Genomic DNA, 24,564 nt, shown 5'->3' with positions numbered 1-24,564 from the left:
TTAAATTTATTACCGGCAAAGATATTTAAAAAGAAATCTATTTTTTGGATTTAGAAGATCGTTTTGCAAAGAAATTCTTTATTGGCTGGATAAAAGTATCCATATTAAAGATTCCTTGATCCGTAGTTGCTCTATATGTTAGGAATATACTTAGCGGAAATATAATACATGTAGAAAGCCATGAGCCTACATATGGAGGAATCCCACCTTCTTCTGCGCTATTTTTAGCAAAAATTCCTATAAAATGGTATGTCAAAAACAATACTACTCCAATAACTATAGGTAATCCTAACCCTCCTTTACGAATTATAGCCCCCAAAGGAGCTCCAACAAAGAACAATAAAATGCACGAAATCCCTAAAGCATATTTATCATGCAATGACATTTCATATTTATTTAGAGCTCTTTTCTTAAAACTTAGATTTTTTTGCGTCGAATTTAGTTTTCTTAATACTCCATCTACAGTAGATGAAGCAATCTGGTATATCTGTATTTTTTTAAGTGTATTAAAATGATCTTTTACATGCAATGTATCATTACTTGTTTTTGAAAGAGAATCAATTATTTTTATATTTTTATTTAATCCTTCAAACCCAATCATTCTATCAATTTCAACCGTCATATTCTTCACACTCTTATTAACTTCAATAGATATTGTGTCTATCTGATCCTTTAGTTCATTAACATTAAGCATATTATACCCTTTACTATATTGTTGTTCATCCATATCTACATTATCCAGAGATGACAAATCTATATTAAGAACATATTTTTTAAAATGCGTTTTGACAAAAGGTAATCTATTTCTTTTTTGAGGAGAGTTTTGCTGAACCTCCTTATAATAATTACCATCATTGAGGGCCAAAGTAATTAAATCAGAATTGATATTACCTTTCAACTCTCCTCCTACTGCTTTTATAACCGTAAAATTACCAGGTCTTGCAGCTTTCTTATGAATGATAACGTCTCTAAGAAACTCATCATTATCACCATATTTTTCTGCTACTTTTATATTTATATCCCCTAGATCATTAAACTGATTAGGGGTTATTACCATTGCTGGTTTTACTTTAACTATATTTTTACGAAGATTTATAAATCTTTTCTCTGAGGACGGAATTACTGTATTCGAAAATAGAAAGGCTCCTATTCCTACAAAAAAGATAAAAACAGATAATGTTCTCATAGCTCGTTGCAGGGATATCCCAGAAGATTTCATCGCGGCAAATTCATAATTCTCGGCAAAATTCCCAAAAATCATAATAGACGTTAGCAAGATGGTAAGCGGCAAAACCATAGGGATTAATCTAGGTGTTGCAAACGTCAAAAACTTCAATATTACTGAAAAATCCAAGTCTTTTCCTGCCAATTCTGATATAAACAACCAGATGGTTTGCAATAAAAGGATAAACATAATAATTACAAAGAGCGGAAAAAATGTCTTCACAAAAGTTGTTAAAATATACCTATCTAGAATCTTCACTCGTTTTCTGTTTTCTAATCGCTAAAAATATACATTAATTAAAAACTAAAGAACGTGTGTAAATTTTTACACCCGTTCTTTTCTATACTTTTGTATTTTCTTATGTCTTATTGTTTCTAATCTAAGCGATTGATATAATAATTTTCATATTTTGATTTATCAAACACAAATAATGTTTTTGAAAGCGGTTGATTAGTTTTGAAACTATTAACCGTAATTGTAACATTAGTACCATTATTTTGTTTCTGAATCATTTTGTAAATATGCTTTGTTTGCTTATCAATACCAAGCAATATTTCTTTTAAATCACTTTTTGAGTCAATAGGTATTAATTTTACATATTGAATTTTTCTACCTTTTATATCCTGAACAATATCCATTTTATAGGTATAACCATCTTCATAAAAAGTTAACATTTTTGAAGGAGTCACACTGGTACCATCATCTTCATCTTGTGAAGAAATATTGATTTCTTCGTCTTCTGGGACAATTACATGTAACTTTTTACCATCATACATACGTTTGGTTCCCATGATATTAAGCAGATACTTGTTTCCTTGTAATGTTACATCTCCTCTGGTTTCCTGAGCAACATTCTCTGCCTGATTATTAATAGAATATTTAAAGTCAATAACAATATTGGTGTAGCTATTTACTTTTTTGGAAACCTCATCCAAAAGATCTTTGGCACTTTGAGCTTGTGCAGTACTTATGCCTAATACAAATAGTAAAAATATAGCCTTTTTTATCATTTTATTTATTCTTCTTTAATTACTAATTATCATTACCATATTATTAATCAGCTCATTACTCATTATCCAGTAACTGCTGAAGCGAAATTAAATCGGGTACTAAAACCTGTCTTGCTTTACTTCCTTCAAAGGGACCAACAATTCCGGCAGCTTCTAATTGATCTATTAATCTACCTGCCCTATTGTACCCTAATTTTAATTTCCTTTGTAATAAAGACGCCGATCCTTGTTGAGCTGTTACAATTACCTCTGCAGCTTCAGCAAAAAGTTTATCTCTATCCTTTTTATCTATATCAAGACTTGTGCCACTTTCTTCACCTACATATTCTGGTAACAGATGTGCATCGGGGTATGCTTTTTGGCTACCAATATAATCTGTTATTCGTTCTACTTCTGGAGTATCTACAAAGGCACATTGTATTCTTACAATATCATTTCCTTGTGTATACAACATATCCCCTCTACCAATTAATTGATCGGCTCCTCCTGTATCCAAAATTGTACGAGAATCTATTTTAGAAGTTACCCTAAATGCTATTCTGGCAGGGAAATTAGCTTTAATCATACCTGTTATTACATTTACAGATGGTCGTTGCGTAGCTATAATAAGATGTATACCTATTGCGCGGGCCAATTGAGCCAATCTAGCTATAGGGGTTTCTACCTCTTTTCCTGCAGTCATAATTAGGTCTGCAAACTCATCTACTACAAGTACAATATATGGTAAAAATTTATGTCCGTTCTCGGGATTTAACTTTCTTGCTTTAAACTTTACATTATACTCTTTAATATTTCTAACCATTGCCTGTTTTAACAGGTCATATCGGGCATCCATCTCAATACACAAAGAATTAAGTGTATTAATCACTTTAGTATTATCTGTAATAATAGCTTCTTCTGTATCGGGTAATTTGGCCAGGTAATGTCGTTCGATTTTATTAAACAATGTAAGTTCTACCTTTTTAGGGTCTACCAAAACAAATTTTACTTCTGCGGGATGCTTTTTATAAAGCAACGACGTAAGTATCGCATTAAGTCCAACAGATTTTCCTTGTCCCGTAGCCCCTGCCATAAGAAGGTGAGGCATTTTGGCAAGATCAACCACAAACGTTTCGTTCGAAATCGTTTTACCCAAAGATAATGGTAATTCCATTTCTGCATTTTGAAACTTAGAAGACGAAATTGCAGATCGCATTGATACAATAGTAGCTTTTTTATTTGGTACTTCTATACCAATGGTTCCTTTACCAGGTATAGGAGCAATTATACGAATCCCTAACGCTGCTAATGATAATGCAATATCATCTTCCAGGTTTTTAATTTTAGAAATTCGAATTCCAGCTTCGGGTACAATTTCGTATAATGTTACTGTAGGACCAACTGTAGCTTTAATTTGAGCTATTTCAATTTTATAATTCTTAAGCGTCTCTACAATACGGTTTTTATTTTCTTCTAACTCTCCTTGATCAATTGTAATTCCTCCCGATTGCGTAGTATAATCTTTTAATAAGCTAATTGCAGGAAACTTATAGTTCCCTAACTCTAGTTTTGGATCAAATTCGCCAAAATCTTTAACCAGCTTAGCACTTAGGTCTCCAACTACTTCTTCTTCTACTGTAGTTTCGACCTCCATTGCAATATCCTCTGGATTATCTTCTGATTTTATAATTAGTTTCTCGGGAACCTCGTTATCTTGATTATTCGGATCTCCATAAAAATCATTAATTGTAGGATTTAATGTAACCTCTTTGGTATTACTATCTTTTTTGATTGCTTCTTCTTTCTCCTTTTGCTTTTTCTCGTCATACTTTTTATTAAAGTCTTTGGATTTAGCAATAATAGAATCTATTTTTTCTTTAATACTAGAACTAGAGTTATCAGTATCGGATGAAGGAGTTGATACTACTTGTCCATTATTTGTTTCTGGTGTTACTTCAAAATCCTTTGCAATAGCTTTTTGAGTATTTTTTAAAGAATCAGATATTTTCTCTGGAGTATATCTTAGACGTACTACAATATATACTATTGCAAAAAAGGCAAGTACAAGAACAGTCCCTATAAAACCTATATAGTCTCTTAAAAAGTCATTAGTTTCATATCCTATAATACCAGCTAATAATCCCCCATCTTTTTCTACAAAGCCCAAAACAATAGATATCCATAGCATGACTAGTCCACCCCAAAACCAAAATCCAAATAGCTTTTTTTTGTTGAGGTCAAAGAACAAATACACTCCTGTTAATGAGGTTAGCACAGGGATAATCAATGCAGAAATTCCAAATCCTTTAAAAATAAAGAAATGACTTACTGTAGCTCCAAATTTACTTAACCAGTTCTTTGGAGATGATGTTCTATTATAAAATTGTGATATTTCACTTTGATCAATTTTCCAATTAAAGAAAAACGAAACAAAAGCAAAAAATAATCCTATCCCTAAAAAGAACAAGAAGCTACCCAAAACAACTTTCTGCTGTCTCGATAGCGTAAATTTTTCTTTTAGTGATGTTTTAGGTTTTTTTGTTGTTTTCCTTTTTGTACTTACCTTTCTTTTGGCCATTTTTTGGGTATCTTATCGCAAAAATACGAATATCTATATTGGAACGTAAAAATGACTAAAAAATTTTCTAAACTAAATATGGGATATAAATTAATAATCCAATTATTATAGCTGTAATTGCAGCAATAAAAACGGCTCCCGCGGCTATATCTTTTATAATACCTATCTTATTATGAAAATCCGGGTGAATAAAATCTGCAATTGCTTCGATTGTGGTATTTAGCCCTTCGATACTCATTACCAAACCAATAGCAAAAATTTGTAAAATCCACTCGATCGAAGTAATCTCGAAATAAAAACCTAATATCGTCATTAATATTGCAATACCAACCTGTACTTGTATACTTGGTTCTGTCTTTATCAATAACAAAGCTCCTTTAAAAGCATAACCACAACCCCGCAATCTGCCAACCACAAATTTTATTACTTTACTCATAGGGCATTAAGACAATATTTCTAGTGCCGCAGAATAATCTGGTTCCTGTACAATTTCTGGCACTTGTTCTGTATACAATACGGTTCCTTTCTCATCCAAAACGATAACTGCTCTAGAATGTAACCCTTGTAATGGCCCATCTACAATTTCTAATCCATAGTTTTTTCCAAACTCTCCGGTTTTAAAATCAGAATGATTGATTACATTTTCTAATCCTTCTGCTCCACAAAAACGACCTTGAGCAAAGGGTAAATCACGTGATATACACAATACTTTAGTGTTTGATAAATTGCTTGCTTCCTTATTAAATGCTCTTACTGAAGCTGCGCAAATTCCGGTATCTATAGAAGGAAAAACATTTAAAACTACTCTATTTCCTTTATAATCAGATAATTTTGCAGTAGATAAATCAGCATTCACCATCTCAAAATCTGGTGCGTTTTGTCCTACTTCTGGTAAATTTCCACTAGTGTGGATTGTATTTCCTTTTAATGTTATTGAAGCCATAATAAATGATTGTTGTTTTAAGAGTTATAAAATTAGTAAGATTATATTGTAATATTAATAAAGTTTTTAGAAAATAAAAAAACCTACTATTTAGTAATAGTAGGTTTTTTTATTTCTCAGGTATCTATAGATCCAAGGACTCTTTTCATGAAGCTGTTTAGGGCTTCTTTTTTTGGAGTACCTTCTTTAATCATTTTATCCACCTCTAGAGCTCCATACATATTCGAGATTAGTTCTCCTATAACATCCAACTCTTCATCTTTTAATGAAGGCACTTCTGTTAAAGCCTCTAGGGTTTCAATAGTTTCTACGATAAAATCTTCATCGTTTTCTTCGATAAAGCCTGTAAGGTGTTTAATTACTGGTAACTTCATCTACCAAATTTTTTAGAATATCAAATTTATTAGTTTGAACCTGATTTACAAAAGCTCCACCTTTGAATGTAGCAAATGTTGGAAGATTATCTACCGTAGCAAGTTTTCTGGATTCAGGATATTTCTCAGCATCAACAATAACAAAAGTTGTATCCCTATTTTCTGAGGCCAGTTTTTTGAATTTTGGTTTCATAATCCGACAATTACCACACCAAGTGGCAGAATACTGCACAATCACAGTATCACTATCCTGTATTAGCTGTGAAAGATTGTCTGTTGCTAGTTCTTGTACCATACTATTTGAATTAAAGTTTAGAAAAAATTTCTCTGGGTAAAAATCCCAGAGAAATTTTTAATTCGGATTGTCAATTAATGAGCTGCCAGGTAAGAAGCCACTCCTTTTCTATCCGCGTTCATTGCATCTTTTCCTTCTTCCCAGTTTGCCGGGCATACTTCTCCATTTTTTTGTACATGCGCATATGCATCGATCAATCTTAAAAACTCAGCTACATTTCGACCAACAGGCATATGGTTTATTCCTTCATGAAAAACTGTACCTTCTTCATCGATTAAATAAGTCGCTCTATACGTTACATTATCACCTTCTACAGTTACAACTCCAGTTTCTTCATTATAAGTTTCATTTGTAATATCAAGGATACCTAATGTACTAGAAAGATTACGATTAGAATCTGCAAGAATTGGATATGTAACTCCTTCTATACCACCATTATCTTTAGAAGTATTTAACCATGCAAAATGAACTTCTGGAGTATCACAAGAAGCTCCAATCACAATCGTATTTCTTTTTTCAAATTCATTTAAAGCCTCTTGAAAAGCATGCAGTTCTGTTGGGCAAACAAATGTAAAATCCTTAGGGTACCAAAAAAGCAGTACTTTTTTATTTTTATTTTTAGCTTCTTCTAAAACATTAAGCTTAAAAGTATCTCCCATATCGTTCATTGCATCAACGTCCAGATTTGGGAATTTTTTACCTACAAATGCCATTTTTTTACTTTTTAAAATTTATAATTGATTAATTTTTTGACAATGCAAATATACACCTACTTATAGAACAATAATTACTGTATAATTTTAATTATTTATATTTAAATAGTTTTTTCTAATCATAGAAAGATTTCTTATAAAACGAATCAAATTCCTACACAAACATCTAATTACCTACAAAAATTACGGATAAATAGCACTTTTTTTACGGTGAATTACACTATGTTAAATCTATTTTTGTATTTTCGTCAACGTAAATAAACCAAGAATTATTGAACGTTGAAAAATTTTATTCAACATATAATAGTAATATTTTTAGTAAGCTTTAGTCTTACTGTACAATCTCAATCTTCTATAACTTCTGATAGTATTCAAAGTTATATTGAAAAGGCTGAAAAATTACAGGAAGAATACAAGTACGAGCAATCATTGGAAATAGCTCAAGCTGCACTTCATTATGCGCAATACAATAATGATGACAAAAGTCTTGGGTATATCAATAATATTATTGCCAAAAATTACGAAACTAGCGAAGATGATAATGAAGCAAGAAGATATTACAGAAGGGCATTAACCTATGCCCGAAGTTCAAAGAGCGAAGTATTAGAGACAGATCTTTATAATAACCTTGCACGAGTATACACCAAACACAACCTTACACGTAAACAAGGAGTTGGTTATTACAAAAAATCTTATGAGTTTGCAGTACGATTAAAAGATACCATAAGAATGATACGCCCATTATTAAATCTTGGAGAATATTATATTTCCAGAAATGATTTTGACAGTTCTTATGAATACCTCGCACCTGCAAGAAAATTGATTCATCAAAAGTCTTCTAACCTTGATAAAACCAAATTAAATAGTCTTTTAGGAAAATACTTCCTAAGTGTACGAAAATTTAAAAAATCAGAAGAATATACAGATAAGGCAATATCATATGCCATTGGCGAGACTAAAAATAAGAAAAATAATGATGAACTTATTTCTAGATATTATGAAGAGTTAGCCTCGGCCTATGAAACCAAATCTGGTCTATATGTTAAACAAGATGATTATCAAAAAGCATACAGTTATCAGAAAAAACAATTTCAAAATATATTACAAGCTAATAACCATAAGAAACTAAAAGAGCTGAGACGTGCTAATATTAAGTACGAGGTTGATATTTTTGAAAAAAGAGCAAAAAAGGCAGAATCAGAAAAAAAAGAAAGTGAATCAGAAGTTGTAAAATGGAGAATCAGTATTATCCTAGGCATCATCTTGATTCTAATATCATTAGCTTTCTTAATTAGTTCCTATAAAAATAATATACAAAAGAAAAGGCTTAACAATGATCTTATTGACAAAAACAAGGAATTAATAGGTGCCAAAGAGACTGCAGAGCAAGTATCTACTTTAAAATCCCAGTTTATCTCTACTGTAAGTCATGAACTTAGAACACCTCTATACGGTGTAATTGGGCTTACCTCTTTATTGATGGAAGACCCTGACAAAAAGAAGACCAATGAATATCTAGAATCTTTAAAATTTTCTGGTGATTACCTTTTGGCTTTAATTAATGATGTTTTACAATTAAGTAAAATAGAAACTAATGAAGTTAAACTCGAAAAGGTTTCTTTTGATATCAAAACACTAATCGAAGGAATTGTTAATTCTCTTCATACCAAACAAAAGAGCAACAACAATACTGTTCATATTGATATAGACAAAAAAATAACCGCTACTTTACTTGGAGACTCGGTAAGATTATCACAAATACTAATTAACCTGATCGGTAACGCGCTTAAATTCACCAAAGATGGAAACATCTGGGTTAGTGTAAAATGTATCGATGATAAGGATGATAACTATGCTTTACGCTTTATTGTTAGAGATGATGGAATAGGAATACCTAAAAATAAGCAACAGACAATTTTTGACAATTTTGCTCAGGTAAAGAACGAAAATCAAGAATATGAAGGTACAGGATTAGGATTGGCAATTGTTAAGAAACTAATTCATCTTCATAATAGTGAAATTCATATAAAGAGTAAAGAAAATCAGGGATCTGAATTCTATTTTGATCTATTTTATGAAAAAGCTGTAAAAGAACAAGAGATTTCATTAAAAACAGGAGAGAATCTAAGTATCGGAACAAGCAATTTCTATGTTCTTATTGTAGATGACAATAAAATAAATCAAATTGTTACTCAAAATATCCTAAAAAAGAAAGGATACACTTGTAGTATTGCAAACAATGGTATGGATGCAATCGAAATGTTAAAAAATGAAAAGTTTGATTTGGTATTAATGGATATAAATATGCCCGAAATGAATGGCCTTGAAGCCACCAAAGTAGTACGAACTTTTAATACCACTATTCCAATTATAGCATTAACAGCTGTTGAAGAAGGAGAAATAAGAAATCAAGCTTTATCAGTAGGCATGAATGATGTAATCATTAAACCCTATGATACTCAACAATTCTTCCAGACAATAATGAGAAACATCTCAAAAGTAAAAATGATATAGCCAAGTTAAAAAAGGCGAAACGAAATCTGTAATATCTATCATTTAATCTGTTAAATCTTATTTGATTTCTTCTGAAAATCTTAATTTAGATGCGATAACTATAAGATTTACCGCATTCATTATGGACACAAAAAACATGGGATTTAATACCATCTGCACTCACCTTGGCGAAATCAAAGATGAACAATTTAAAGGAGCTATATCACCGATATATATGTCTACCTCTTATGCTTTTGAAGATGTAGATGTAAAACGTTATCCGAGATATTTTAATACTCCCAATCAAGAAGCATTATGCAAAAAAATAGCTAAGCTCGAAAAAGGAGAATCTTCTCTGATTTTTGGTAGCGGTATGGCAGCAATAAGTACTACACTATTTGCATTTTTACAGAAAGGAGATCATATTGTTTTGCAACGCACACTCTATGGAGGAACTGCTAATCTCATCAATGAAGAGTTTGAAAAACACGGTATAGAATTTTCTTATGTAGATTCTCATACCACAGAAGGTTTTAAACAAAAAATACAACCCAACACCAAGGTAATTTATATAGAAACTCCTTCTAATCCTTTGCTCACAATTATTGACATTAAACCTATTGCAGAGTTAGCAAAGGAAAATGATATTATTACTATTATAGACAATACCTTTGCATCTCCTGTAAATCAAAACCCAATTCTATTAGGTATAGATATTGTTATTCACTCTGCTACCAAATACCTGGGAGGCCATAGTGATATCCTTGCAGGAGCTGTCATTTCTACCGAAAAAAATATAGATCAAGTATTTCAGGTTGCTAAGAACTTTGGCGGTAGTTTAAGTGACTTTACAGTATGGATGTTAGAGAGAAGTATAAAAACATTAGGGATTAGAGTACAACGCCAGAATAAGAATGCCCTAAAGCTTGCTAAATGGCTTAAAAAGCATGAAGACATCGCTACAGTCTATTATCCCGGGTTAAAATCACACCCCGACCATGAAATTGCAAAAAAACAAATGACTGGTTATGGTGGCATGTTATCTTTTGAATTAAAAGAAGGATTGGATGCCAGTAAGTTTCAAAAAGAATTAAAATTAATTAAAAGCTCTATGAGTCTTGCCGGAGTCGAAAGCACCATGCTATCCCCTACTCTTACCTCACATGCTTTACTTACCGAAGAAGAACGAAATTTACAAGGAATTAAAGATGGATTAGTGCGATTTAGCGTAGGTATAGAAGAAAAAGAAGATTTAATGCAAGATATACAACAAGCCATAGAAAAAGTAAAAGTCCCAGAATTAGAACATTAAAATATGAAGTTAGATATTCTAGCCATAGGAGCTCATCCTGATGATGTAGAACTAAGTTGCTCAGGAACCATAGCCAAAGAAGTTAGTAGAGGTAAAAAAGTTGGAATACTCGATCTTACCCGCGGAGAGTTAGGAACAAGAGGTACTCCCGAAATTAGAGATCAGGAAGCAAAAAATGCTTCTGAAATCTTAGGAGTTGTCACTCGTGAAAATCTAGGTTTTAAAGATGGGTTTTTCACAAATGATCAGGATCATCAATTAGAGGTCATAAAAAAGATAAGAAAATATAAACCTGAGATTGTACTTTGTAATGCAATTATAGATCGCCATATAGATCATGGTAAAGGAAGTAAGCTAGCTAGTGACGCTTGTTTTCTGTCGGGATTAAAAAAAATTGAAACTACTCTTGATGGCGAGAATCAAGATCCCTGGAGACCAAAACAAGTGTATCACTATATCCAATGGGCTAATATTGAACCAGATTTTGTAGTTGACATTAGTAACTATATTGATAAAAAGATAGAAAGTGTAATGGCATATACCTCTCAATTTTATGATGCAGGTAGTAAAGAGCCTGTTACTCCTATATCAAGTAAGAATTTTATAGAAAGCGTAAAGTATCGTGCTGCCGATTTAGGGCGAATAGTAGGTGTACACCATGCCGAAGGCTATACCGTAGAACGCTATGTAGCAGTCGATTCTATTTTTGATTTAATTTAATTCAAAAAAATGTTTGTAGAAAGGTAGAAATACTTTATTTTTGCACCCGAAATTAAATGGTGGTTGTAGCTCAGTTGGTTAGAGCATTGGTTTGTGGTACCAAGGGTCGCGGGTTCGAATCCCGTCTTCCACCCCTAAAATTTAAAAAGCCCTTTTTCAAGGGCTTTTTTATTTTATCACAATGGTGTTTTTTATCTTAACATCTGGTTATTCACCTTCTTTAGCACCATCAACTATAATTCTTTCTGCTCTATTAGCTACCTCCCAGGCAGTATAAAACACCAACTTTGCTCTTTTAGTCATAAGTTCATATTCTATTTTATCTGGCGTATCTGTTGGTTTATGATAATCCTCGTGCACTCCATTAAAATAAAATATGATCGGAATATTATGTTTTGCAAAATTGTAATGATCACTTCTAAAATAAAATCGATTTGGATCATTTTCGGCATTATACGTATAATCCAAATCCAATTTGGTATGCTCTGTATTTGCTTTTTCGCTAATATCATGTAATTCTGTACTTAATCGGTCACTACCTATCAAGTATATATAGTTACTTTTATCCTCTCCCTCATGTTTCTTATCAATTCTTCCTATCATATCAATATTAAGGTCTGTTACCGTATTTTCTAAAGGAAAAACAGGGTTTTCTGTATAAAATTTTGAACCATATAGTCCTTTTTCTTCACCTGTAACATGCAGAAACAGGATAGATCTCTTTGGTCCAACCCCATCTTTCTTTGCTTTCATAAATGCATCTGCTATTTCTAATAAACTTACGGTTCCAGAACCATCATCATCGGCACCATTATGAATATTACCCTTTTCATCGGTTCCTACATGATCATAATGAGCAGAAATCACGACAATCTCATCAGGTTTTTCTGTACCTTCAATAAACGCCAATACATTCTCTGAAGATTTAATGCCTCCTCTAAAATAACTTTCGGGTATTTCCTGGTAGTAATCATCTCCACCTAAAGGAGAAGGAATACCCATTCTTTGATATTGTTTTTTTAAATATTCTGCAGCTTTTTTCTGACCTGGTTCTCCTGTATCACGCCCTTCGAAATCATCACTAGCAAAAACGTATAAATATTCTTTTAATTCTTTGGCAGTAATGCTTTCAGCATAAGTAACAGCAGTTAATTCTGTATTCACACTAGTATGTGAATCTATCTTTGGATTAGTAGGTGTAGAATTTTGAGAGGTTCCACAACAACAGACTATAAATGAGCTGACTAGTATTATAGTATTTTTCATGAAATTATTTAATTAAAGATGTACAATATACTCAATTCATCCCATATGAATATGCGAATGTTTTCTTAAAAGAAAATAACTCTTAAAATTTTTTAAAATTTTTCTTTTTAGAATTAAAAAAGGTTTTATATTTGCACCCGCATTCAGGGAATACCTGATGAGACTAAACACTGGAGAATTGGCAGAGTGGTCGAATGCGGCAGTCTTGAAAACTGTTGAGGGTCACACCTCCGGGGGTTCGAATCCCTCATTCTCCGCAAGGAATTTACTAAATTCCATAAAAGCCCATAACATAATGTTATGGGCCTTTTTAATTTTTACACTTTTAAAAGAAAGCCATCCGAATCAAAAACATTAAAATATATGTTGTAATTGCTCTTTTCACTTCTTTTAATATTCAATATCAAGAGGTAACATTTCTGCACATTCTACAAGCATTTTCATATCATTTAAACCAATATGAGCTGGATAAAACTTTCTTTCTGCATTCAATGTTGTTATTTTCTTGTATAATAGATCTGGATTAGTATTTGTTATTTTTTCTACTGCATCATACCCAGCTTCGTACAGGACATAAGCAAAAGTATGATTCACCCATCGAATTCTAGATAGATCAGTTAATTTGGCTAATCTCAAAATTTCTTCATCATTTATATTTATTTGTTTAGAAAGTAAAGTTCTGTCACCTATGGTTATAATTTTATCAAATAAATGACGTGTGTGTTTAATCCCAATTTTTTCTAATTTTAATACAACATCTGCAGAAGTTTCAGGAAAATCTTTAATCCTATTGGGTTTTCGAAGACACCCATTGATCATTCTTCGAAGTACATTAAGATACTGTTCTGATAAACCACTTTGTTTTGAAAACTCAAGAAGTTGATCCTTTTTCTTCAGTCTTTGCTGCAGTTCTTTCAGATTACAAATACCATGTTTTTTAATCGTATTAAGATAATCTATATTCTCTTTCAGCACTTTCCAACTAGGAATAAGATGTGTAGATTCTAAAATCTTCTTATAATCATCTATGCTAATTTTTGATAAATCAATATCATATCCCATTGTATAGAATTATTAATGTTCTTTCTGTTTTTATACCTCTGCAAAGAATACCATATAATTATGACCAGCCTCTTCACTTTGATCAGCTAGATAAGTATTGATTTCTTTTTAATAATTAGACATTTCATTAGGAGAGGCATCAATTATCTTAGATATAATTTTTCCTAATATCCCCATAATATCTATTCTTTTAGGCTGCTAATTACTCTTATCAATTTTTCTCTAACCTTTTCGGCTGTTTCAATCAAGTCCTTATTCTCTACTGCTATCATAGAAGCGGCAGGATCTACCCCAGATACTTCTATCATTCCTTTATGTTTTTCCTGAACGATTACATTACAAGGAAGCATGGTTCCTATTTTGTCTTCTGCCTGTAATGCTTTATAGGCAAAAGAAGGATTACAAGCTCCTAAAATTTTGTAGTTATAGAAATCTACATTCAACTTCTTCTTTAAAGTAGCTTTCATATCTATTTCTGTTAATATCCCGAAACCTTCATTTTTTAATTCATGAATCACTTTTTCAGTAGCTTCATCAAAAGAGACATTTTTTAATATAGTGGTGATATGATAATTCATTTTTTTTGTTTTTATAATGTTTATACAGTTTCTTTTTTGGCTACATATGTTTCTAAAAATTTATGGTACGCCTCTTCTTTTTTTAGCTTCTGTACATCTTCTTTAGTTAATTTATAAGCTCCTTTACTCTCTTGTTCTGAGGTAATGAATGTTCTGGTTTCTAATTCTATAACAACTTTAGGCTCATAGCTTGCCAACTTTTTTAATTGAGCTGCTATCTTTTCTTTTTGTGTATCACGCCCCGAACAAAGTGTTATAAATGAATAGTTTTTTAGATGTTCTTTATTTTTTTTGATAAAGGTTTTCATTGGGTGAGCTATGATATAGTTCCAGATTGGGGCTATCAAAACGATATGATGGTAGTCACTCCATAAGATATCCAGTTCATTGATCTTGGGAAAACGATTAAATAACATGTCCAATATAACCTTGAACATCCCTCGTTTTTTGGACTCGGTGATCTGCAATAGATCGGCTTCCAGGTCTTTGGTTAGATCTTTGGCCAGTAATTCATTATTTCCAGAAAAGGAAAAGTAAACGATAAGAGTTTTCATTACAGCACTATTTTGTATAAGAATTATTTAAAAAGCAACTTAAATTTCGGTAACTGTAAAAACAAAAAAAAAGACAGCTAACCAATTATAGATCAAATAGTAAAAACCATAAATATTTTGGATTATTTTTTAATTCTTTCAGCTACTTCTTTTCCAAAATTATTTGCTTTTTCTACAGCGATTTTACTATTCGATCTTTTTGTTTTTGATTCAGTGTTAGGTTTCATTAACCAAAATGTTCTTGAATCAATAAGTATAGCGTCTTTTTGTTTGATCAGATCTTCAAGCAAACGTTGGGATCTTTTTGTAGAGCCACTACCTAAGGTAATAGCAACTACATGCTCTCCTTGTAAGTAATCATTATTTTTTATATGATTGCGAATTGCTCTGTCAGGAGCCCAATTATAAGTATTCGCACAGAACACATATAAGTCAAAAAACTCCTTTTCAAAATTTTTAGCAGCAGCAACTGTCACTACTTTTGAGACCCAACCTTTCTCGGATAAGCCTTCTGCAAACGATTTACTTATCTTTTCATCAAGGTTATAAATCGGATCAGGATCATATACGATCAGCGCCTTGTGACCGGCGTTAGGCATCCCTATAACAGCAACTTTCTCAGGTCCTTTTTTACCCACAACAACAGTAAGCACTATCCAAACAATCAACGTTGATCCTAATATCACCAGAATATTCGTCATCATCCTTTTTCCTCTTTTCATTATCAGTAACTATGTTTTTTTTATTGAAACAGAGTTTTTTAATCAGCGATAGTGGTTATATATGACTTTACTTTGTTAATGTTTTTTATTTCTTTCTTCAAAGTAACAGTAAACTCACTAGCCTCTTACTCCTTCAATCTTTTTAAAAGATTAATACGGAACTATCTCATACCCTGCATTTAACAAGAGAATCCCTGTTAAAAATAGTAGTATGTATAGCACTTGTACCAATTTTATATTAATAAACTCTAACCATTTAGCGGTTCCTTTCGGAAAGATAAATAACAGCAAACCTATACCTAATGAAATCCAACCTATAGCAGTGACGATAAATTTCCAGTTTGGTTCCCATATATTATGAAAAAGGATATTGAGTAATCCTACTATAATCGCTACAAACGAAGTTACAATTACAAATTTTTGGTCCTTCAGGTCCTCAAAAATCTGTTTAATCCTGTTGGGATTAAAGCTCAATATGAAAAAAAATATAATTAAATACCAGCCCCAAAATTTTGCTAAAAACATAGATGTGTCCATAATAAATTTTTATATGATCTATATCTCAAATATAAGGACTACACTTCTTTTTTAATATGACCAATATCATAAGAACAATCTATAAAATTGAAGTTTAATTTTTAAAATTCGCTCATAAGTCAGATGCTATACTATTTTTTTAAAGATTACAAAACCTGATAATTATCATAGTGAGATAATCTATATGCGATTATTTTTATTTCTCTTGAAAATCACCATGATGAAAACAGGAATAGTAAAAAAAGAAACTAATTATTTTCAGCAGCTAACATCTGTAGAAATCAACAATCAAATCTGGTTTATAGTTGATGAGGTAGTGGATGTACTGGAGTTAGGAAATCCAAATGAAGTGTGGAGTACACTGGACATAGAAGAACGTTTTGCTACCGAAATATTTCATAATGGAGTTCAAAAAAATGCGAACCTGATTTCTGAAAGCGGTTTGTATTCTTTAATTTTTTAAGAGTACTACAGGCAGTGCCAAAAAATTTAGGAAATGGGTTACTAATCAGGTATTACCACTAATACGAATTAGAGGGTATTACACTACAAAACGGCTAGAAATACCTAATTTTGTAATCCGGTTTAATGACAATTGGGATCGTATATCTTCTGGGTATTTTTCAATATTAAGCGAGCTTTTTATTAGATTATATGGGCGGTTTGAACAAGAAGGTTATATTCTACCCAACAAAGCTTTAGACGGTAAAGAAATAAGACCCGATATTAGTGTTTCTCTTCATTTCGAAAAACATCTTGAAGAAAAGTTCCCACAATATAATCGTGAATTTAAAACATACCTTCATCGATTACCAAATGGTAAAGAAATAGAAGTAAAACAATACAGAAATCATTTGCTACCCATATTTATAGATTTTATTGACAAATATTGGTTACCTGAACATGCATATGTATATTTTGAAAGACGAGATAAAGAAGCCTTAAAATACTTATCAAAATTGATTAAATAAGAAATTTGATATTACACTAGCTATTCCGATTCCCAAAATAAGAAAAAGTACAAATTTTCTAAATTGTTCTTGAGATATTTTATTAAGAATCTTTTTTCCAATCCATGTGCCTACAACACTTACAACAATCAAAATAGGAACTAAATACAGATCATGTGAATGCATATAGCCATTATAGTAGTAAACAATTGTTCTACTAAAATCTACACCAAGATCAATTATCGCTGATGTTGCAATAAATTTTTCTTTATCCATCTTGAAAGCTGCCAAAGTTATCCCTCTTATTGCTCCACCTGTTCCTAAAAGCCCTGCGCTTAATCCAGATAGAGAACCTCCCAACATTGCGTTTCCTGTTTTAGGTTTTATTCTAAGTTGTTTAAATAGTAAAAACAATAAGCTTAGGGAAATCAGGAAAATCCCAAGGAAGTATGTTAGCATTTTGGGATCCAGATATTTACTAAAATGTGCTCCTACTGAAACAAAAAGGATTGCCGGAATACCTAAAGTCAATACTATTTTTTTATCAAAACCTTTTTTGAATAAAGCAATTTTTGAAACATTACTCGATAAATGAAATAAAGCAGTAATACCTAAAACAGATTGAAAATCAAGAAAGAAATTTGCAATTGGAACAAAATATACTGAGGAACCAAAACCGCCAACGGTTCCCAGTATTTCTGAAAGGATCGCTAAGATTACAAAAACGGGAAGGTATTTACTTAACATAAGCTTCAATTAAATATTTTAAATGTATTTTAAACTATAATTAGAGACTATGTATTTGTACAGCTATTTAACTGAATATATGCATCATTTATATAGCCTTTATTTGTCCCTTATTTACGTTTGCCATAATCAAATATACAATACCAAAATTTGGGGTTTTTAGCATTCACAAACTTTAATCTAATATTTCGAAACTGAATACCATATATCAATATTGTCTTTCTTTACTGCTATATACTGTTCAAATATTTTAGAAGGCGAAGTGGTTCGAGCATCAAAAATAGGTACTGTTGAAGTTTTCCCCTTTATGTAAACACGATCTCTAAAATTTAATCTTCCGCTAATAGTATAAGTATCAGCTTCAACTTCAACCGTATCTCCGCTACTTCCCAAAGCCAATACAGCATTTAATTCTGAAAACATCATTCAGTTAGTAATGGTGTAAGTAGTTCCTCTTTTTTGTGATGTTTCTAGCTGTGGTTTGTCTTCATTAATTCATTTTGTAATTCTTTAAATTGTAATTCTTCATCTTCAGAATTACATGAAATAACTGTAATGAAACTAAATAAAATAACTGGAAAAATAAGAGTGTCCTAATAAGTTTTATACCCCATAAAAAAGATGAAAAATTATCTCAGATATCATTTTTAATAAGCAAAGGATTAACTATAGCACTGTATCCTTTAATTTTTTTCCATAATAATAGTAGTGCTACAGCAATTACACATATAAATAGAAATAGCAAACTTCCTTCTGGTCCAAAAACTCCACCAGTTAAAGCATTGTTAGACACATCCACACTAATTATGGATACTTTTGTACTATTGCCGCTAACTGCAAAACCAAAAAAGACTCCTTGCACCAGATTCCATGAAAAATGCATTCCGGTTGACATCCCTAATCGGCCAGTTATCAAAAACGGAAGGCATAATATAATTCCGTAAAGACCTAAATTGATAGTCGAAACAAAAGTTGCTCCTTCATTATCCATATGAGCAATACCAAATACTATAGAAATAATAAAAAGAACGAGTATAGCTCTTTTTGCAGGGTCTTTTTTTACGTTACGTAAAACTTCATATAGTATATAGAACAGAAAAGCTCGAAAAAATATCTCTTCAACAGAAGTCCCAATAATCAGACTAAACACTTCAGAAAGGAAACCTTCAATAAATGTGAAGTCAGATGATTGAGTTGTAAAATAATCAACAATCTTTAAATTACCCGTTAGATACATTATCAGAAAAAACAGAGATAGTTGAAGCAATGAAAAGGCACAACCGACAAAGAACTCTTGCACCCATTTTTTACTAAGTTTTAATCCATATTTTTCAAAAGATGATTTGTCAAGGTATTTTATTTGAACAAATAAACTCAAAAGAACAGATACAAAATATATTGAACCAGATATATATCCACGAAAAAGGCTTTGATCTAGGATTTTTTGTAACCCAATTTGTAACGGGATATTAATTGCAAAAGTTATGAATAGAAAAAGTAGTAAACGCCATATTGGCCGTACCTTATTTTTAGAATTGAAGATAATTTTGTTCATATGTAAGACTTAATTTAAAATAACTCTTAAAAGGAATTATTTTAGTTATTTAATTAATCGCAAATTAAGTCTGATAATGCTAAAAAAATAGAATGGTATTAGTCAAATAGAAATTTTAGAATTGACGAATCTTTTTAGGATTAAAACCAACATAAATTCTAAATACTCTTATCATATGGCTATGATCAGAAAAGCCACAAGTAAAAGCTATTTCTGTAATCGACATATCTGTATAAAGTAAAAAGTGTAATGCTTTTTTAACTTTAATTTTCCTCATATAATCCCCCAAAGTACCATTGTAATATTTTTTAAAGTATTTTGAAATTGTAACAGGGTGAACATTAAGTTCTAGCGCTAATTCGCTCAAAGAGATAAACTCGTCCCAACGGTCCTCGATTATTTCTCTTAGTCGTTTTATCCAAGAAGGCATAAACGAAGATTCATTGTTCATAGCAAACAATGATTTTAAGGAAAGGTCGATAGAATCGCTTGTATAGTAATCATTAATACACAACTCATGATAGATTTTTATAAAATCTAAATATGCACCACTGTTTTTTGTTAGGGACAAATTCAAATTAATAAATTCTAAATCATTAACAGAGAAGAATTCTTTTTGTAGTTCTAGATTAAGATTTTTTGATGGAAATGCAGTAAATCGATTGCGATGCAACTCCCCTTCATTATAAACCATTATTTTTCCCTCAGACACCTGGACATCCTCTTTTTTTCTAGACTCTAGATTACCTCCCTGGAGAATTAATGACATATGAATATTCTCATGAGAATGCCAATCTTCTGAAACGGGCTTTGTATAGTTTACTAATGATACAGTACAATATTTTGAATGAAATTTATCCGACGATGTTCCTAAAAAGTTATTGTATTTCAATTTCATTTAAAGTATAGTTTTAATTATCACTTGCAGATAAAAAAGGGTGTTCTTTCTATAATAAATGACGATTTAAGGTCAATTATGTTACTTTAAACTACACAAACTTTGTTTCTTTTTAATTTCAAATTCTTATCCCGAAAAAAACAGAACCTCCTTGTAGTACCTCTTAGGAGTATCATATTATATTCATTGTATCTTATTAAAACTCTTTTCTCGACTTCATTTTATAAAGATGTAGGTTTTTTTCCCAATAATGCTCTTCAATATGGTATGTTTCTAATCCAAATTTGGCATAAAATTGATAGGCATGTTGTGAAGTCCAAACCTCAATATTATGTATATCTGGATCTTTTCTTATCTCTTCAATACAATGTGAAATCATTTTTCTCCCTATGCCTTTACCTTTGAACTCTGGGTGAATAAAATCCCACGAAAGCCTTGCTGTATCTGGAGTACTTTTATGATATCCACCGCAACCAATCATTTTATTTTCATTCTTTGCAAGAAAATATGTAGTACTATGCAATTTTAAATACGCTGTAAAATCGTCCCACTCTTTTTTTGCAAAATACTTAGGAACATTTAGAAAAAATATGCTCTTGATTTCGGGCAACTGCTCTTCTGTATATCTAATAATTTGCTCTTCAAGCATTTTAAAGGGTATTGAAAATTCTTATTCTTTGTGGCTCCCATTGCTCTATTAATGGGGTATTCTTTTTATCATAAAAAGGCCATTGACTATTCGAAATATAAAGATACCCCATTTCTTTATAGAATTTACCATTAGTAGGCTCTCCTTTATACGGTAATGCATTATCCAAAATTTCTACTTTAGTTACCTTATTAGAATCTATACTAAGCTTTACTACCTTTTTTGGGTTCGAATTATTTTGAATGGCTATCAATGTTTTATCATTAATATAACTTAAACCATCTATTCCTTTTAATAAATACTCTTTGGATTCATACCACTTTCTATTTGAAAAATCAGCTAAACTTAATTTCATGATTCCTTTTATATAATCGGCTATAAACACATATTCATGTGTATTATCAAGTGTTATCCCTTGTAGGTTAAAAGCTTCTTCAATTTCAAAAGAATTTTCGAGTATTGCTTTATAGGTATCTATTACAAATATTTTTGGTGATACCGAATTAGTCGCATAGATTTTATTATTCTTAGCTAACACCATACTCCCAATAACAGCTTCTTCCGGTATTTCTATTTTAGCAATCACATTTCCATTTTTGGTGTTTATCTTATAAACAAATGACTTATTATTTTGCTCTTTATCATATTTACTATAGTTCGGAAACATAGATGATGATACCCAAATAGAGTTCTTATCCACTCCTTTTATAATTGCAAAAGCAGAGCCTGCTAATGATAGAAATTCTTTAGATTTTTTAGTTTTTAGATTATATGTAATGACAAGTCCATTTCTCACATCTGTTAGGTAAGCAATATCTTCTATTACCACTATGTCTTCGATATGGTATTTACCTGGTACTTCGAAAAAAACAGAGCTTGATTCTTTTTGAGTTGAAAAAAAGGAGGCTTTTTTCTTTAAATCGTTTGTAAACTTTTCCTCTTCTAAAAGGTTTTTAAAATCTTCATCCTCAAATTTTAGTTTGGCATTCCAACTCAATAAAGTACTCAAAAGCTCAAAAGATTGCTTATTCTTACTATTAAGAGCATAAGAAGCTGCTAAATTAAACAATATTGTAGGCTGTGAAGGATGTAATTCCAAGGCTTCTAAATTAAGTTTTTCGAATGCTTCATAATTTTTATTTTTATAAGCTTCTACACTCTTCTTGTAGAGTTCATTTAAGCTTTGCGTATAGCCGGTTACGGTCGAAAAAAATATGATTGCTAATATTTTAAGTTTCATGGTCTTTATACTTTTTGTAAAAACATCTTCTAATATTTCTAGAGGTTATTTTTTGATAATTTATAGATCAAATATGATAAATTACTGTGTAAATAATTAGGTGAAAATATCATGAAATGGTTTGTAAATATCATTTTTTTGACAATTTGATAAACGTTTCGTTTACTTACAGTCAATTTTATACTTCGGTCTGTATAAAAAATGATTTGATACTATGAATTAAAAGTTTAAATTATGAACGGCATAAAAAACGATATACTTATCTAGATTCATTATTATGAAAATACTTATTGTTGATGATGAGGCTTTGGCTAGAAAAAGGATTTTAAAATTAATTACAGAAGCCGAAGTAACAGATTCTATTATTGAAGCATCTTCTGGTAAGGAAGCAATACAATTTATTCTTAAGTTAGAACCTGATCTTGTTTTCTTAGATATACAAATGACAGATATGACAGGTTTTGATGTGCTAAAAGAGGTACATGCAGAATATATTCCTAATATCATTTTTGTGACTGCTTTTGATAGTTTTGCAGTAAAAGCATTTGAAGTACAAGCCATTGACTTTTTATTAAAACCTTTTAAAAAAGATAGATTCTTTGATGCTTTACATAGAGGAATTAATCGTATTAAATTGAATGAAAAAGAAATTTTTACATCAAAAATGAGTAGCTTGATTCAATTTCTAAAAAATGAAGAAACAAGTATCTTAGAAGAGCGTAATACATACTTAGAGCGAATTGTTTTAAAACTTGGTAAGAAGTATTATTTTGTTGAGACCAGTACTGTAAAATATATCATTTCATCTGCATATTATGCCGAAATCTTTACGTATTCGGATCAAAAACATGTGTATCGAATTTCTATGAGTGAGTTTATTAAAAAATTGGACCCAAAAGAATTTATTCGTATAAACAGGTCAACTATCCTAAGATTAAAAGAAATTAAAGAGGTTATCGGAGAAGGTATGGGAGATTATAGCATTACTATGAATGATGGAAAGTCATTCTCTTTAACAAAAACATATAAAGCCTCTTTTTTAAAGAAAATTGATATTAAGAATTCTTAAGATGCTAGATAAAAAACTTTTTAGATTTATAGTTCTCTTTTATATTTTGGCATGCCTTTTTGCTCTTGTAAATGCTCTCTTTCAAAAAATAAGTGGAGTTTCATTTAAATCATTTACCTGGACTGGACTCATCATGAATTATTTATTTAATTATGGCACCAAGTTCATATTTATTATAGCTTCAATCATATTTACGAGAGTCTATATTATGCGCAAATTCTCTCTACCCATTAGTATTATTCTTCATACTTTAATTTCTGTTTTATTATCGCTCTACAGTTCGATTCTATTATTAGGGTATGAGAAATATATTTTGGGGTATACCGATGTTATAGATATCAAAGTAATTTTATCGAGATTAGCCTATAGTTCGAATTTTAACTTTTTTGTCTATTTTACATTAATCACCATTCTGTATGCCTATTACTATTTTCAAAAACAAAAAGATCAGGAGATAAAAGAATCCAATTTAAAAGCACAATTACTGGATTCAAAAATTAAAGTCTTACAGTCACAGCTTCAACCACATTTTCTATTTAACGCATTAAACGACATTTCTTCCTTAATGGATATTGATATTGAAAAATCGCAAGATGCAATAGCCGATTTAAGTGAAATGTTAAGAAAGACACTTAGCATTAAAGATGTAAAATATATTACTTTAAAAGAAGAGTTATCAATTTTAAACAAATATTTAGGGATCGAAAAATTGCGGTTTGGCGATAAGTTAAATTTTGATATTGATACTACCAACTCCATGTTGTCTGAAAAAATCCCACCACTTATTTTACAACCTATTGTAGAAAACTCTATAAAACATGGTTTTTCGTATACTCATGATACTGTCACTATTGGTATAAAAATTTTTATTCACCATGATGATATCGTTTTTGAAATAACTAATAATGGGCTACAATTGCAACAAGAGAAGATTATTTTTGGTAATGGTATCAGCAATGTTTTAGAACGAATAGACACCCTGTATCAGGGTAATTATTCATTTGACATTAGAAATAATGGAGATTCAGGAGTAATCAATATCATAAAAATACCAAGGATTTCTGAAGGAAACGCTTAACCAAATTCCATATAGTA

At 31.0% G+C, this 24,564-nt stretch carries 26 protein-coding genes and 2 tRNA genes; 8 read left to right on the top strand and 20 right to left on the bottom strand.

From position 1 onward, the window contains the following. Window positions 1-37 precede the first annotated feature (37 nt). From AAFU52_RS18060 to AAFU52_RS18025, 8 genes are all read right to left on the bottom strand, one after another. On the bottom strand, window positions 38-1,483 hold the full coding sequence (locus AAFU52_RS18060; protein WP_438422935.1) for an LptF/LptG family permease: 1,446 nt from the start codon (window positions 1,481-1,483) through the stop codon (window positions 38-40). A gap of 116 nt (window positions 1,484-1,599) precedes the next feature. After that, window positions 1,600-2,235, bottom strand: coding sequence for a LolA family protein (locus tag AAFU52_RS18055; RefSeq protein WP_438422934.1), 636 nt, complete (start codon window positions 2,233-2,235; stop codon window positions 1,600-1,602). Between the two features lie 55 nt (window positions 2,236-2,290). Then, a complete protein-coding gene (locus AAFU52_RS18050) occupies window positions 2,291-4,792 on the bottom strand; it encodes an FtsK/SpoIIIE family DNA translocase (protein ID WP_024771123.1) in 2,502 nt (833 codons plus the stop codon). 67 nt (window positions 4,793-4,859) lie between these two features. Beyond that, window positions 4,860-5,228, bottom strand: a complete 369-nt coding sequence (locus AAFU52_RS18045; protein ID WP_024771124.1) for a diacylglycerol kinase — start codon at window positions 5,226-5,228, stop codon at window positions 4,860-4,862. A 6-nt stretch (window positions 5,229-5,234) separates the two neighbouring features. Continuing rightward, entirely contained in the window at window positions 5,235-5,735 is a 501-nt protein-coding gene (gene tpx / locus AAFU52_RS18040; protein ID WP_024771125.1) for a thiol peroxidase, read from the bottom strand. A 116-nt stretch (window positions 5,736-5,851) separates the two neighbouring features. Continuing rightward, window positions 5,852-6,109, bottom strand: coding sequence for a DUF6952 family protein (locus tag AAFU52_RS18035; protein WP_024771126.1), 258 nt, complete (start codon window positions 6,107-6,109; stop codon window positions 5,852-5,854). Next, entirely contained in the window at window positions 6,090-6,404 is a 315-nt protein-coding gene (locus tag AAFU52_RS18030; protein ID WP_024771127.1) for a thioredoxin family protein, read from the bottom strand. Before AAFU52_RS18030 ends, AAFU52_RS18035 begins: the two co-directional genes overlap by 20 nt. A gap of 74 nt (window positions 6,405-6,478) precedes the next feature. Then, window positions 6,479-7,117, bottom strand: coding sequence for a peroxiredoxin (locus tag AAFU52_RS18025; protein ID WP_024771128.1), 639 nt, complete (start codon window positions 7,115-7,117; stop codon window positions 6,479-6,481). A 279-nt stretch (window positions 7,118-7,396) separates the two neighbouring features. Between AAFU52_RS18025 and AAFU52_RS18020 the strand changes: the two genes are divergently transcribed. From AAFU52_RS18020 to AAFU52_RS18005, 4 genes are all read left to right on the top strand, one after another. Next, entirely contained in the window at window positions 7,397-9,631 is a 2,235-nt protein-coding gene (locus tag AAFU52_RS18020) for a tetratricopeptide repeat-containing hybrid sensor histidine kinase/response regulator (protein WP_024771129.1), read from the top strand. Between the two features lie 121 nt (window positions 9,632-9,752). After that, window positions 9,753-10,922, top strand: a complete 1,170-nt coding sequence (locus AAFU52_RS18015) for a trans-sulfuration enzyme family protein (protein ID WP_438422932.1) — start codon at window positions 9,753-9,755, stop codon at window positions 10,920-10,922. Window positions 10,923-10,925: 3 nt separating this feature from the next. Further along, window positions 10,926-11,642: a bacillithiol biosynthesis deacetylase BshB1 gene (gene bshB1, locus AAFU52_RS18010; RefSeq protein WP_024771131.1), complete on the top strand. Its 717-nt coding sequence runs from the start codon at window positions 10,926-10,928 to the stop codon at window positions 11,640-11,642. A 58-nt stretch (window positions 11,643-11,700) separates the two neighbouring features. Continuing rightward, window positions 11,701-11,776 (top strand) — tRNA-His (locus AAFU52_RS18005). Window positions 11,777-11,849: 73 nt separating this feature from the next. Here AAFU52_RS18005 and AAFU52_RS18000 read toward each other — a convergent pair. Beyond that, on the bottom strand, window positions 11,850-12,908 hold the full coding sequence (locus tag AAFU52_RS18000; protein WP_024771132.1) for a M28 family metallopeptidase: 1,059 nt from the start codon (window positions 12,906-12,908) through the stop codon (window positions 11,850-11,852). Between the two features lie 172 nt (window positions 12,909-13,080). Here AAFU52_RS18000 and AAFU52_RS17995 point away from each other — a divergent pair. Continuing rightward, window positions 13,081-13,165, top strand: a tRNA-Ser gene (locus AAFU52_RS17995). 133 nt (window positions 13,166-13,298) lie between these two features. Here AAFU52_RS17995 and AAFU52_RS17990 read toward each other — a convergent pair. From AAFU52_RS17990 to AAFU52_RS17970, 5 genes are all read right to left on the bottom strand, one after another. Further along, window positions 13,299-13,970 (bottom strand): DUF4332 domain-containing protein, encoded by a 672-nt coding sequence (locus AAFU52_RS17990; RefSeq protein ID WP_438422930.1) that lies wholly within the window; start codon window positions 13,968-13,970, stop codon window positions 13,299-13,301. 182 nt (window positions 13,971-14,152) lie between these two features. Further along, window positions 14,153-14,548, bottom strand: a complete 396-nt coding sequence (locus tag AAFU52_RS17985) for a DUF302 domain-containing protein (RefSeq protein ID WP_024771134.1) — start codon at window positions 14,546-14,548, stop codon at window positions 14,153-14,155. A 20-nt stretch (window positions 14,549-14,568) separates the two neighbouring features. Beyond that, entirely contained in the window at window positions 14,569-15,102 is a 534-nt protein-coding gene (locus AAFU52_RS17980) for a flavodoxin family protein (RefSeq protein WP_024771135.1), read from the bottom strand. Between the two features lie 122 nt (window positions 15,103-15,224). Then, window positions 15,225-15,824 carry a hypothetical protein gene (locus AAFU52_RS17975; RefSeq protein ID WP_024771136.1) on the bottom strand — a complete coding sequence of 200 codons (600 nt, stop codon included), beginning with the start codon at window positions 15,822-15,824 and terminating at the stop codon, window positions 15,225-15,227. A gap of 150 nt (window positions 15,825-15,974) precedes the next feature. Then, the gene (locus AAFU52_RS17970; protein WP_438422928.1) at window positions 15,975-16,361 is read right to left on the bottom strand and encodes a hypothetical protein; all 387 of its coding nucleotides are present in this window, start codon (window positions 16,359-16,361) and stop codon (window positions 15,975-15,977) included. A 220-nt stretch (window positions 16,362-16,581) separates the two neighbouring features. Between AAFU52_RS17970 and AAFU52_RS17965 the strand changes: the two genes are divergently transcribed. Continuing rightward, entirely contained in the window at window positions 16,582-16,824 is a 243-nt protein-coding gene (locus AAFU52_RS17965) for a BRO-N domain-containing protein (protein ID WP_438422926.1), read from the top strand. Window positions 16,825-17,314: 490 nt separating this feature from the next. Here AAFU52_RS17965 and AAFU52_RS17960 read toward each other — a convergent pair whose 3' ends face one another. From AAFU52_RS17960 to AAFU52_RS17935, 6 genes are all read right to left on the bottom strand, one after another. After that, on the bottom strand, window positions 17,315-18,058 hold the full coding sequence (locus AAFU52_RS17960) for a sulfite exporter TauE/SafE family protein (protein ID WP_024771139.1): 744 nt from the start codon (window positions 18,056-18,058) through the stop codon (window positions 17,315-17,317). A gap of 180 nt (window positions 18,059-18,238) precedes the next feature. Then, on the bottom strand, window positions 18,239-18,484 hold the full coding sequence (locus tag AAFU52_RS17955; RefSeq protein WP_438422925.1) for a hypothetical protein: 246 nt from the start codon (window positions 18,482-18,484) through the stop codon (window positions 18,239-18,241). A gap of 208 nt (window positions 18,485-18,692) precedes the next feature. Beyond that, entirely contained in the window at window positions 18,693-19,613 is a 921-nt protein-coding gene (locus AAFU52_RS17950) for a lysostaphin resistance A-like protein (protein WP_438422924.1), read from the bottom strand. A 115-nt stretch (window positions 19,614-19,728) separates the two neighbouring features. After that, entirely contained in the window at window positions 19,729-20,511 is a 783-nt protein-coding gene (locus AAFU52_RS17945) for a helix-turn-helix domain-containing protein (RefSeq protein WP_438422923.1), read from the bottom strand. A 196-nt stretch (window positions 20,512-20,707) separates the two neighbouring features. After that, a complete protein-coding gene (locus AAFU52_RS17940; RefSeq protein WP_438422921.1) occupies window positions 20,708-21,160 on the bottom strand; it encodes a GNAT family N-acetyltransferase in 453 nt (150 codons plus the stop codon). 1 nt (window position 21,161) lies between these two features. Further along, window positions 21,162-22,400: a hypothetical protein gene (locus AAFU52_RS17935; protein WP_438422920.1), complete on the bottom strand. Its 1,239-nt coding sequence runs from the start codon at window positions 22,398-22,400 to the stop codon at window positions 21,162-21,164. A 277-nt stretch (window positions 22,401-22,677) separates the two neighbouring features. Between AAFU52_RS17935 and AAFU52_RS17930 the strand changes: the two genes are divergently transcribed. After that, window positions 22,678-23,469, top strand: coding sequence for a LytR/AlgR family response regulator transcription factor (locus AAFU52_RS17930; protein WP_438422918.1), 792 nt, complete (start codon window positions 22,678-22,680; stop codon window positions 23,467-23,469). A 1-nt stretch (window position 23,470) separates the two neighbouring features. Beyond that, entirely contained in the window at window positions 23,471-24,547 is a 1,077-nt protein-coding gene (locus AAFU52_RS17925) for a sensor histidine kinase (RefSeq protein WP_438422917.1), read from the top strand. The last annotated feature ends 17 nt before the right edge of the window (window positions 24,548-24,564 follow it).

Origin of the sequence: Aquimarina macrocephali (genome assembly GCF_051627225.1) — a bacterium.
Taxonomy (GTDB): domain Bacteria; phylum Bacteroidota; class Bacteroidia; order Flavobacteriales; family Flavobacteriaceae; genus Aquimarina; species Aquimarina macrocephali.
The sequence above is the reverse complement of the archived record's forward strand: the minus strand, read 5'-3'. Positions and strand labels throughout refer to the sequence as shown.